Source organism: cyanobacterium endosymbiont of Epithemia turgida isolate EtSB Lake Yunoko (assembly GCF_000829235.1).
GTDB lineage: Bacteria > Cyanobacteriota > Cyanobacteriia > Cyanobacteriales > Microcystaceae > Rippkaea.
Genome location: NZ_AP012549.1, coordinates 1334974 through 1348562 on the forward strand (window position 1 = coordinate 1334974; position 13589 = coordinate 1348562).

Annotated in this window: 6 protein-coding genes; 2 read left to right on the forward strand and 4 right to left on the reverse strand. The window is 30.2% G+C overall.

Annotated elements, in window-relative coordinates; all coding sequences use genetic code 11:
- The gene (locus ETSB_RS04155; RefSeq protein WP_044106479.1) at positions 1 to 3006 is read right to left on the reverse strand and encodes a glycosyltransferase; all 3006 of its coding nucleotides are present in this window, start codon (positions 3004 to 3006) and stop codon (positions 1 to 3) included.
- Between the two features lie 616 nt (positions 3007 to 3622).
- Positions 3623 to 3748, reverse strand: coding sequence for a hypothetical protein (locus tag ETSB_RS10485; protein WP_269763983.1), 126 nt, complete (start codon positions 3746 to 3748; stop codon positions 3623 to 3625).
- A gap of 1559 nt (positions 3749 to 5307) precedes the next feature.
- Between ETSB_RS10485 and ETSB_RS04160 the strand changes: the two genes are divergently transcribed.
- Positions 5308 to 5571 (forward strand): DUF3146 family protein, encoded by a 264-nt coding sequence (locus tag ETSB_RS04160; RefSeq protein WP_044106480.1) that lies wholly within the window; start codon positions 5308 to 5310, stop codon positions 5569 to 5571.
- A 527-nt stretch (positions 5572 to 6098) separates the two neighbouring features.
- Here ETSB_RS04160 and ETSB_RS04165 read toward each other — a convergent pair.
- Positions 6099 to 7124 carry a Gfo/Idh/MocA family protein gene (locus ETSB_RS04165; RefSeq protein ID WP_044106481.1) on the reverse strand — a complete coding sequence of 342 codons (1026 nt, stop codon included), beginning with the start codon at positions 7122 to 7124 and terminating at the stop codon, positions 6099 to 6101.
- Between the two features lie 355 nt (positions 7125 to 7479).
- Between ETSB_RS04165 and ETSB_RS04170 the strand changes: the two genes are divergently transcribed.
- Complete coding sequence (locus ETSB_RS04170; protein WP_044106482.1) at positions 7480 to 7779, forward strand: ferredoxin; 300 nt, start codon at positions 7480 to 7482, stop codon at positions 7777 to 7779.
- 2317 nt (positions 7780 to 10096) lie between these two features.
- Here the strand turns inward: ETSB_RS04170 and ETSB_RS04175 are convergent.
- Positions 10097 to 11596 carry a helicase C-terminal domain-containing protein gene (locus ETSB_RS04175; protein ID WP_044106483.1) on the reverse strand — a complete coding sequence of 500 codons (1500 nt, stop codon included), beginning with the start codon at positions 11594 to 11596 and terminating at the stop codon, positions 10097 to 10099.
- Positions 11597 to 13589: the final 1993 nt, after the last annotated feature.

Consider the following 13589-nt stretch of genomic DNA (forward strand, 5'->3'; position numbering starts at 1 on the left):
TTAACTTTTTTCTACCTCAGTAAACCAAAGAAAAGCGTGTTGTTCATGACGATTATCATTGAAGATTTTATAGTTGGGTTGTAAACCAAAACTTTGTTCTGAATTCCAAGATTTGAGATGTTCTTGCTCAATTTTATGAGCAATATTTCGAGTTTGTAACATACGTCCTAGAGGAGAGAAGCGAGAAAGTTTAGACATCCAATCTAACTCTCGATATGCGTTAAGAAGAGTTTTTATTCCTGGCAAATATTTGAGAACTTGGGATTCGGGAGCAATTTCTCTCAGATATAAACTTAAGTTGTAAGCATACTCTAAATCGGTACTGGTATGACGGCAGTAGGACTTACGATAACACAAACATAGGTAAATTAATTGCTCTATTTCCTCAGTCTTTCGATTAGCAAAAGCATAACGCACTCCCGCTAAGGTTCGATGTATATACCAGGCTCGTAAATCTTCAATTTCCGTTTGAGGGCTTTGGGTAGTTCGTTCATCAGGATAGTTCCAAAAAACTCCTAAAGTTCGGTCAATAACTTTACTTTTAATAAAGGGCAAAACTCGACTTTTAAACTCTGTATCTCCCGCTCCTTGAAATGTACCATCATAGTATCCAAATCGATCATGAATTGAACGACGATATAATGCTCCCACCCAAGATAAATAACAGGTTTCTAAGTAGACTAAATCTTGCTTATATTGACTTCGATAATAGGGCATGATATCATTAATCCAACTCCCTTGTTTATCAACGTTTGTGACCAAACTGTTACCAATGACCCAGTCAAGTTGAGGATTTTTATCTAATTCTTCTGCTAAGACTTCTAGACATTCAGGAAGAATGGTTTCATCTACTCCTAAAAAAGATAAATAAGGAGCTTTGGCAAGAGAAATTCCACGGTTCCAAGCGGTCTGAATAGTTTCTCGTTGGCGCGATTTCACATAAAGAATTGGTAAATTAAGTTTGGGAGCTAACTGTTGAAAAACTAAGTATTCATCCCCTGGGGAACCACTATCAATCAGAATAATCTCTGCACACCCTGATTTCATTAGACTTTGATGCTGCAAAGTTTTCAGGAATAAAGGAAGTTTTTCCTCCGCATTATAGAGAGAAACAATAACACTTACTCGATAACTAGACTTCTCTCGGCGATCATCGATAATTTCATAGTTCCAGTCAGGATTATTGTGTTTATTTTCGTTAAAAGCCTGCTCAATTAGAGTGTGACATCGACTTTCTCGTTCGGCTAAATTGCCATACATTGCTTGTAGAACTTGTGCTTCACGAGTCAACCCTTTCTTTTCCAACGTTTGTAGGACAAAGGGGAGATCTCTAAAATTATCGCCGTCTAATAAACGCATTCCCCGAACCTTATAGGTGGCAGCTACAAAGTCATTACCTCGCAATTCCTCGAGTCTAGCAATTTCTCTCCACAGACGCACCCGATCAATACGATAGCCATTCTCTAAGCGATTTTGCCAGGTTTGAACATCCGCTTCAAAAGCTGATCCTAACTTCCAACATTCTTTAACTTTATTCCTCAAATCTTTCTGTGTTAATTCTGACGCATTAAATGTATGTTTATAGCGTCTGATTAATTTGGAAGCTTTTAATACTTGAGCATTCCTTGTTTCTTCTAAAGGTTTTCTTAACTGTTCTTTAATTTCTCCAATAGTTTGTTTTAGTTGCTTATAAGCAGGTTTAATTTTGAACTTTACCTTAGATTTTACTGCTTTAATGATTGGTATTTTAGAAAACCTAAAGCCAAGTTGATCTGACTCCCAATAATCGATAAGTTGAGAATACCACTGGTCTAATTCATTTCTGATTTGTACATCAGCTACAGAAGATTTATTATAAATCTCTTCTAAGATGGGATCAGTTATTTCTAAATTAGTACAGAGAATTGTATCTACTAGGTTTTTACGATATTCTTCATAGTTTTCTATTACTTGAATAATTGCTGGTAGACTCGAATAAATATCATTAATATCAATGGTTATAAAAGGAACTTTAGGAAATTGTTCTTCTAAAAAGCGACAAACCCCGGCTCTATTACCGACTACTGTTGGACAACCAGATAATAAGGATTCTAAGGCAACTAGATTAAAAGTATCATATCTGGACGGCACAAAAGTAATAGATTTACTCGCAAATAACTCTATTAATTCTCTCTGACTGACTGGAGCACTTATGTAGAGATCTTTGAGTCGATTTTCTAACATCTTTTCAAGATAATCTTGAGAAGAAATTGTGTTGTTATAGTTATAACTATGAGGACCAATAATTTGAGCACGATTATAGCTAGAACGGGGGAGCCACCATACTAAATCAATAAAAATATCAGGACCTTTTCGTTTTTCTGTTCGTCCAATAAAATTTAAGTTTGGGGCAGTTTCTGATGTTAAACATTGGGTAGGTTTAGGAAGATTAAAAAAATGAAGGGGATTATAATAATACGATGGGAGCTCAGAAATTTCTCTCCATTCATCTAGATAACTTTTACTAATACCATAGCGAATATCTACGGTTTTATACTGCATCATTTCTTGAATATCCAAGGGTATATTATCCCGTCCAAAATCAAACCAATCTAAGCGTAAGGTTTTAGATATTTTTCCATGCATTGATAGGGCAATACTTTTAAAATTGACTTGATAACGATTTAGGGCTGATCGCAAAAAGATTCCCCATTGTTCATAATCGGGAACGTCAATAATATCAAATTGTTGACCGACCGCAGAAATAGCAATATTACTAGCCATAACACAAGCCCGTTCAACCCATTTAGGAGGAGTTACTTCAAAGAAATTTTTAAAATCAGTAAGTAAAAATTTTTCTTGATATTTAAGAACATTAGCATTGAGTGGGCGAGAAGTGTTTAAAGGTTCTTTGTCGAGAAGATAATAAAACTCAATCTGGGGATTTTTTTTAATAATACTTTTGTAAAAGGTTTGCCCACCCCCTACTTTACTGAATAAATCAAAATCTGCAATCAGAACTTTCATGATATTTTAGTTAATAACGCTTCTCTGGTTTAAACATATTTTTTATGTTTGTAATAAATCCCCAAGGGGCTTATCCAATGGTCCTGAAACCTTTAGGACAAACTTTAACTTTATAAGAAATTAATAGTTAATTTTACTTAGGGACTGAGTTAATAGATTGAAACTATTACATTCGTAGAATCTTAGGAACAAGAGCCAAGTAAGTCAACTCATAACTGGTCAACAATATTAGTGTTTAACCTAGTTTAGGTTTAAGATACCTAATCATTGTGATTAAATTTACATCCTCAAAGGGTAACCAATTTAACAATCATTAAACTTGTCACTAGTCGACGCGTTAGTTTTAGGGTAGGTTCCCTCCAGGAGAGAGAGACTGATCAAGATAACTAATTGGAGAAAAATAAAATTAAAATTTGCAACCTTAGATATAGAATGCTCCCAGAAATAATTGTTAAAGTTCAATCAACTCTTTATATACAAAATATAAGCGAATAAAATCGTGATTTTGAGCTATTTTTTTGATATTAAGTACAATTTATTGCTATTTTTACTGATTATCAAGTAAATCTGCTATTTACAAAGAAAAATCTGTTAAGCAGTCGCATATAATGCTTTCCTATTGTGATTTCATAGGATAACCTCTAAAGGCAATAGCAGTTCCTAGAATCACTTTTCCGTAAGCCATCCTCTCCATAATTTTTAAGGAAGTTCCTGTTACTGACATAATAGGTGTAATAATCAAAGATACTTTTAAATAGAGGAGTGATAGTACTTGATTGTTAAGCTTCCCCAAGGATAAAAAGTCATCTTAACCTTCCGGTTTCCAAAAACTCCCAACCAGGATAAAGTTAAAATTCATACCGAGATATTCCTAAGCAAAAGATAGAACTATTTGACGAATTTTTGCAACATCATAACATAGTATATATTTACTATAATGATTAAGTGATTAGTATTCTAGTTGATATTCAGCTAGATTAATATTTTTACACTTGTTTGAAGTATATTGATAAGATCAAGTATTATAAACTTCACAAATAATTATAGTTTTATCTAAAAAATATTTTTATTAACTACCTTGCTAGTTGGAGTTAATAAAAAAAAGATTAAATCTATTAATTTTTACTAAAACATGAGCTTACAAATTATATATCTAGATTAGATTTTGTTATATACCTATTTTAAAAAATAAAAGAATAGGTATATTTACGAGTATTAATACCTTGAGGAAGTAAATCGGGGAGTTTACAATTTAAAATGTAGCTTTGAGTTAAAAAAAATTATTAATATCAGTAATTATTCTATTGAATTTACTTATTAACCCATCAAAATCTTCTTATTTTTAATCCTAAAAACTAGGATAAAATAGTCCATATATTTTACCCTAGTTTTTATAGCCGCAATGAGATAAGTATTCAATCGGCTTTAGTGTCAGTTCTTTCTTATTAGTCTGTAATAAGGAAAAAATTAATTTTTATAAATAAAAAACTTTTAAAACTTTAAAATCTATATGTTCAGTGAACATATCAACTATTTTTATTTAGAAAATAGAGCTTAAAATTTACTTTTTAAAATTTTTAATACCCACTAAAATTTTAACTATATAATCAAGTATTTTTTTGGTTTTATCTTGCAAAAATTGATTGAATTTTGCTGTAAGTTTGGGTAAATTTTTAAGAATTTAAAAAAATATTTTTGCTTTTATTCTCGTTCTATAGACAATTTTTAGGTGTAAGCAAACTAGTAAACTTTAATAGTTAACGTCTAGTGCTTAGACAAAAGTGTTCACTTTTGTCTAAGCTTCTTTAAGTTCACCTGCTTATGCAATTTTGAGCTAGTCCAATATATAGTGATCGCTTTACCCATTTCAGACAAAATATTGTATTCGATGTATAGTATCTTGGCAGAAGTTCCAGAGATTTGAGACAATTATTGTGTTGAGGAAAGATAGCTTTGTTAACTTAATGTCGGATTTATAAGTTCGTTATTTTCCCTAGACGTTTTTAATTATAGTTAGCAGAATTGTGATAACAATACCAATCTCTAGCCTGAGAAATTTGACTTTTATTTGGTGAGAAGCTTCTGACTAAACTAGGATGATTAGTCGATATTTCGTTTGGTAGACTTTTTTGCCAAAAACTTCTGTTCCAGAGGAAAATAGGTTAAAAACCAGTTACAAAATGATAGTAATCGATGAAGTATCAACTGACTTTAAGACAGCATAATCAAGTTTCTTGTAAAGAATAGCTGTATGTTTTAGCATGGGGAGTATATTAAAATCAATTACAGGTTAACGTTATTGTGAATTCTCAACGTCGATCAGAAACCATCACTTATGTCCGCATTACTCAGCAGTCTTGGCAACATGGCAAAATCGAGGGAGAAGTTAGGGCTTCTCAGTATGAATGGCGATTTCAATGGTGCTTTCAACAAAGTCGTTTATGGGTTCAACCAACCTTAGGAAGAGCTTTAATTTATGAACCGTTGGGGCGGTTTTTAGAAAATTGTGACTATAAACTAGAATTAGGAGGGGACTATCAATTTATAGTACGGGCTGAACTTTAATTCTAATCACTAGCAAAAAAATTTATCAAAAAAACTTTCAATCAATCTAAAATTAAAGTAAAAAAAAATAATATTATCTTCTAGACTAAAAATGTTTATCTCTAAATAAAAACCAACTAATTTGTAATGGCTTTAGCCGGTTCTTTCGGTGTGTTTGTAGTTTTTATTACAGGAACAATACTTGTGAATACTCAAGCGAAACAAGCAAAGATAACCGCCTAAAAATCTCGATCTAAAAAACTTAAAATAGCACAAGTTACTTTTACCAAGTTTACTAAGAACTTTAGCCAATACAAAATGTAAAATCTATTGCTAGACTCTGCTATTTGTCGACTAGGACAGACGGACTCTTAAACAAATGTTACTACTATAGTATCATCTAATCTTTTGTGATAACAATGGTGCTGTAATCTAGGTTTTTAAATGCGGATACTTTCTTTTTAAAAAACCACAAAATTATCTTTTTTAAAACTTGGATAATAGTGACGGTAACTCTTATCACGACGATAATTATATCTTGAACGTCATCAATCTTTGAGTATCATAAATGGGTTTTCTTGCTCAACATTTAATTTGGAGCCTAATTGAGAAGACTGGTAAGCAACATCAGCAACTTTCAGGGCATAAAGACTTGATTGTGGCTTAACATAAAGAGAAGTTTCTTCAAACAAATGATCTAAAATTTGTTCAGTATCTTGGGCAAATAAACCGTGAAGACTGCCCAATTCAATAGTTTTAGTACCTTCTTCTGTAATTACTGTCCCTAAATTACCGGCAAATTTTAAGGTTCCGTGACTTCCATGTAATTCAAATATTCGTTCATTTTTCCAAAACACTTCTCCTTTGCTATAGACTAAGTCAACCTTTAACCGATTATTAAACTCCAATTGAGCACCACATAAACAAGCTGTAAAATATCCCTCTTCCGGAGCATCCCAATAGCGAATGTGAGAGGATACGTTATGTACCGTACCAAATAAATTAGTAAAGCGATGAATATGAGGTAGGGCAGCTATCATGGGAAAACCAAACATCTCTCGATGATAAGTCCAACGGCGTGGAGCTGGTTTTTGAGAGGTAGTTGTTGCATAACGACCATAGAAGACTTGACCTAATTGGGAAAGATATTGACGAGTTTTTTGATGCATTTTCCCCAAGAGTTCAATGTGTTCGATGTGTAAAAGTTTTTCTTGTTGAATGGCTAAGGATAGTAACTCAGCTCCTTGAGCAAAATTGAGAGCTAAGGGATATTCTAAAATTACATGTTTTCCAGTTTTGAGGGCCGTGCGAGCGATCATGGCATGGTCTCGGTTAATGGTACAAATAACTACTAAATCAATTTCTTGATGGCTAATCAGGGTTTCCCAAGACTCACAAGTAGAAATATCGTAGGTTCGTCCAAAAGTAGCTACTCTCTCAGGAGTATGTCCTGTGACACAACAGAGTTGTGATCGCTTGTCTTGGAGAAAGGTTTCAGCTCGTTTCTGGGCGGCATATCCTGTACCAATAATACCAACTTTTAGGGGCTGCGAAAGGGAATATATCTTCTTCATTGAGTTTAATTACTATTGATTAGTATGTTATTTGTAAGTACTAATCATCAATTATAGCCATAACTATAATCAATAGTAATTGATAAAAGATTTTTGGAGAATAGTTTTCCGATACGAAATTTATCAAAGTATTTTAAAGACAAGATTAATAAAAAATTATTATTTAGTTAGATTACAATAACTTTCTCTCCTGATAAAATATAAGAAAAACTTATTATAAATTTTTTTAAAAATCTCATTACTAATCCTTCCCTAACTCTGGTTCTTTTTCCTTTAGTATCAGAGATGAGACTTGTAATCAAGTCTCATCTCAATAATAGTTGATAGCCGTTTTACTTGAAAATAGGAATCACATATGGCAACCTACAAAGTTACGTTAAAAAACGAAGCCGAAGGAATTAACAATACTTTCGAAGTACCTGATGACGAGTATATTTTGGACGTAGCAGAAGAGCAAGGGTTAGATCTTCCATTCTCCTGTCGAGCGGGTGCTTGCTCTACCTGTGCTGGTAAGATTATCTCTGGCACTATTGATCAGTCTGATCAGTCTTTCCTGGATGATGACCAAATTGAAGCAGGGTTTGTTCTTACCTGTGTTGCTTATCCAACTTCTGATTGTACTATCGAGACTCACCAAGAAGAATCTTTATACTAAACTCTTTAACCAGAGTACGACACCCATTAATTTTGATTATAATTTAGTACGATTCAGCAGGGGTATGTGGCACTATAATCCCTGCTGAATCATTTTTTTCATTGACCCTCAATTTTGACATGAATAGTAAATCGATTTATCAAAAGTTACCGAGTAACTGATCAAGACAAGGTGAGGGCTTTGGTCAAAGTTAGATCCTGAAATTAATCGTGGCTATTTCTTATAGTTGCTTGTAATCAATTTTACCTTGCTAATTACGAGGCAGATACTCAACAAGATCCGACATTGTAGCTGTTTAAGTTAACTCAATTACCCTTTAATAGCTGTCTGAATAGTTTCCTGAGATATGAAAGAGAGGTGAGAATGTATAAAGCAGTTATTTACATTTCTTATTTATTATGAATAATACTAATGACTGTTACGTTTTTAACTAGTCCTGTAGCTAAAATCTTTTGTTATCCTTCGATAGGAAATACATTCTTTCTCTTTGTAAGAATTTTTTAACTATTTTTATCAATAAGACGTAAGCAATTATAACCATCAAAATATTATAAGTCATCGGTTATTATCTCTGTTTGCCATTTAACTTAAGCATAGTAACTTAAAAGAAGTTTAATCTTAATAGTTCCTGTTTTATTAGTCTGTATAGTCTGTGAATAGATTTTAAGTTTTTAAATAAAAATAACCTATACATGCTTTAAAATTTTTTCTTTGCTATTATCTACTTTAAGAAAATTTAAGGTTTAATATTAAAAATTTAAAAAGCTATTTCAGTAGTTATATAAGTAATTTCATAAGTAATATTATATAAGTAAGTACTAGGTTGTTTATCTTCTTTTTACATGGTATAAAAAATTTTTTACATATTAAAATTATGCCAATTATTGGGCATAATTTTAATGGTGTTGGAACTAAAAAATATAAAAAACATAAAAAGTATAAAAAGGTTAATTAATTTAATAATATAATAAAGTCACAAATAAAGAAAAAAATTTACTTACTTATACTTAAAATATTAAATAAATTCTTAATTCTAATTATATAGATTTTTCCATGAATAAAAAGGCTAATATATTTCTTCTGATAATCTACTAGTCAGAATGATTATTAAATTTTTAAAGTTAAAAATAAAAAGATTATAACTCCCCATCGTAGATAATAAATTTTGTAAAATATGAAGTTGATTATCCCCTAAAATTAAATATAGCTAAGCTAAGTTAAATTAAATGCCTACTTTTATACTTTTTCTTTTTATTAAAGATTCTAGAAAAAATAGAGTATACACTATAGTGCACTATAAATAGTCAAAAATTGGGTCATAATTAGAATATAATAAAATATTATAGTAATATTTTTAGGATCTTAATATCTATTATCTGTTCTATGATATTCTATATTATTTAATAGAATTGATTTAGAGAAATATTTATTTTTTAAATAAATGTTTCTCTAAATCAATTCATCCATACGTTAATATCTATTTTAGAATATATTTAACCGATCTTTATTAGTATCATTAAACCAGTCATTAATCTAAAACAAAATTTATATATTTTTAGGTATTAATTCTTAAGTTAAATTTACAATATATTTTTACCCAATTTCCGTTCTAAAAACACTTGCTGTTTTCACTATAAAAATTACTGATTCTTCTTTTTAATAAAATTATTTTAATTTAACTAAATCTGAGATAGATTGACCCAAAGTTAAAGTATTCAAATGAATACAACATAATTATACTATTAAACTAAATACTTAAAGGTGATAAAATCTATCAACTAAATTCAACAATATTAAGTTTATTAAAAAATTAATAAATTATTAATATCTAATTGTAACTCAACTACTCTTGATAAGACATTAATCAAATTATACCTACTTTAATTTTGTGTTTAATAATGTTTTTAACTTGACTATAATTCCACTGCTATCTATCTAAAGCATACTTTTATATTGGTAACAAATAACCATATTGAATCTTTTTCTCTCTTCTACTTCTGTGTTAAATAAAATTAACTTCTATTAAGTCGATTGAAAGCTAAACTGACATACCGAAAACCTGTCAGTAATACCTCTAATGTAATCTACACTTAGATTACCATTTACAGCCGCAAAAAACTTTAAAGCTTATTTGAAAATTTATGTACTTAACTGAGATGAAGGAACAATTTCTCTCCAACAACCAACACCACAAATTTTATCAGTCAAAAGAAAATAATCTCTTTCCCTTCCCCTAAACTCCATAACTAGTTTTTAAAGGTTGGAAAAACAGCTAAAAATAGCAATAAAGATAGATAAAATTTACCATAATAAATAATTAATTTTGAAACCAACTAACATCAATATAATTAATTTTTGCATATGGTTCTAAAGCTGTTAAAATTTGACTACCATAACTCCGACAATTAACTCGATTATCCAATAAAGCCACCACCCCCTGACATTCCCGTAACGGCATTACCACCCGTTGAATTATCTTCATAGCTGTCGGCAAAAGATAGAAACGAAACCAATCTTTATGTTGTTTTTTATAATAGCTAACACGAGCAGCCACTAAAGGATTTTCTAAGGAAGGAATTGGCAGAGTTGCCATCACTAACAGTTGAGTTGTGGGCAATGCTTCATGATTATAATACCAAAAGTCCCAACTACTAATTAGAATTCCATTATTAGTAATTTGAGTTTTTTCTACTTGTACTCGCGATCCAAATTCAGCGGCTAAGGCTGTTCCAACCCGTACTTTTAAGAACATATCATTAATTAAAATAACAATTAGTTGGGAACGATAACAACATAAAGTAACAAAACGACGAACTTGGTTAAGCATTACTCCTTGAAATTCAGGTGTATTTGGCATGGGTAAATTATCACAAATATACAATTTAATACATTTATTTTGTCGATTAGGAGAGAATTTAAGACACAAAACATCATTTTTGAATCCAATGCTATCACGATAAGTTATTGCAGTTTTGTCTCCATCAAGAAACCCACCCATCAAAACAACAGGAGATGTTTGCCAAATCGACTCTAATATCGAACCTACTTCCAAGGGACTACTATGAAGGGAAAAATCTTGAATTTGATAATCTATAGAAGCCCAAAGCAATTGACTTTGGGCTGACATTTTCTTCCAGAATTTTTTAAAAGCTGAGTCCCCTGTAAGTACTTCTCCTAAATATTGGAGAGTCTTATATTCCTCTTCGTTTAAGAGATAACATTGATAGGGATTAGTGGAACGGCTTAGGATCTTTTTGGCGAGATAAAGACGCACCTCTTGAATTAAATTGCCATAGGCTGAGTAGTTTTTTTGTAATTGTCGCCAATGGTGAGGTTTAAGGGTGCTAGTAAGGTATTCCCTTGTCCAGTCTTCTAACTCATCAGCATTATCGATTAAAGTTAGAATTTTCTCGGAAAAATAGCTTTTTTTTCCCAGTCGAGCACTTAACCAAGTTTGGGGAGAGACCATTAATATCCCCCGAAAATTATCCCAAGTTAATCTTTCATCTTCTGTATGAATGACTTGATCAGTTTGTAACCATTCTTGTAGTTTAGGAATAATTCCGGTTAATAATTTTTCTTGAAGTGTGGAAGAGGCTACTAATAAAACAGGGCGATCACTCAGTAATGCTGGCATTAAATAACTACATCCATAACGGGATACTGTACTCCCAGTTTGAATAATTGCTGAACGTCCCAAGCGCAAACCCCTTGAGACTAATCTTGCCATGGTTAGATGGTGATCCCATAAAGGCAGTCCTTGTTGGCGTAAAAACGCTCGCAGTGAGGCGTGGACTTCTGCTTCAAGTAGGGTCATTGATAATTATTTTTTTTACCAAATTAGATTTTAACATTTTTATTGACTATGTACAATTTACTTTTAGTCTATAACTCAATTTTTTTCTAGATTTTATCTTTGAAATTTGATTCCTTAGTTGCATAGCAATTCACTTAAATATTAAAATTAAAATATTTTTTATTACCTAAATTATTGATATATAATAAATAATTATTATCAGATTAAATGTATCAATACAGATATAAATAAACTTCAAAAACAAAAGAAGATGATTCTATATTTTTATACCCGATCAATTACAGTTAAAATCATTATCTCTTTTTAAGAATAAGAGGAAAAAGCTAAATTTTATTGATGTCTTATTCTACATAAGAGGGTTTGAAAAATTATGAGTTACTGATTTACTAAGACTTGGTATAGAAAAACAAATGCATGCCTTATACTGTTTCAAATAAATTATTCTAAAAAATTTATTTGAAACAGTATAAGTCTGACTCTAATTATTTAGATATAGAGTACAATACGATTTATCCTTTATATTGATTTCTAGTCGTCTACTTATACATTAAAAAACAATTAGAGTGGTCATATCACTTGATTTCTCAAAAGAATTTATAATTTCAACAATAAAATCAAGAATTTATTTCATTGTTAAATAGAATTAACTAGTAATATGTTAGATTGAGGAATTTGCAAGTAAAAAATAGATAAAGTTTATAAATTAACTAGCTATTGTCTTAATTAACTTCAATCTATTATTAGGAATTTATACAATATTTTAAATTATTTAGGGAGTTTTAGGGAAATTATCCTAGTTATTTCTGTAAATTCGGAAAAATAATTAATTTTTAAAAAGTTATTGATTCAGATAAGGTTAAATTAATGTAACTAAGTTTAAAGATACTATAAAATACAAATTAACAGAAAGAATTTATATCCATTGTGTTACTCTGACTAGAGCAGATAATTTTTTCTATTGGGTTATTAACATGAGCCATAGGATAGACCATCATAAGAAAATTTTTATCCATAAAAAATATTTTAAATCGGTAATTACTCTTAAATATTATTTAAACCTATTCTTAATGGCTACTATTAACGCTACAGAATATAGCCGTAATCATAGTTTACATATAAAAAATCAACACTATATGGCTAGTAAGAAGAGAATTGTTATTTATAATACTTAACGGGTGATTGTTTATCATGTCATATGTGCTAAGAATGACAACTGGGTTTTCATTCTCCTTGTGATAAAGTTAATGTTATTTTTAATTGTATTTACCCTAACAAAAAATAATAATATCTTGAGTTTTACTATTTAAATTTTCGGTATCATTTTACAAATAATAATAAAAAGACTATTTATTGTGTGGGTTAAATAACTTATAACGAATCAATTTATGTTTAATTAAATGTGGCAGTAAAAGTATTAGAGAAACTTTAAGGTTATGTAAAATTATCAGTATTACTGGTGGCAGTAATACTGATAATTAACAAATTCTAGCTTAGCAGTTATAAATTAAGTATAAATTTAATTTTGCTGGGGTCATATCTGATGAGAATTTAGATAAATTTTAAACTGTTTTTGATTGTGCTGGGTTTCCTAGTTTAGATTTATTTATTAGTACTTTTATAGTAAAAAATTTTGTGATTAAAGTATCTGTTGTAGTTTTGGATACAGAAGGACAACCAGAGGTATTTTTTAGTATGGGTAATTTTATTTGATTTTATAAATTCTGATTATAGTTAACAGTTAATAGTTAATACTTAATAGATAGTTTTCATGAAAATTTATAATCATATTTTAGTTGATCAAAACTAGCCTAAAAGAATAGAAAAATCTATGAATTGCTAAAACAATTATTAAGTGCTTGAAGTTAATACTGAATAAAATAACAATAAAAACTTTATTAGTTTATTTAATAAATAGAGGTATCATTAGGTAGATCTAACAAAAGCTGATTTCCTCTTTTTGTTTAATTAAATTGTTTCAAATATATATTTAAGT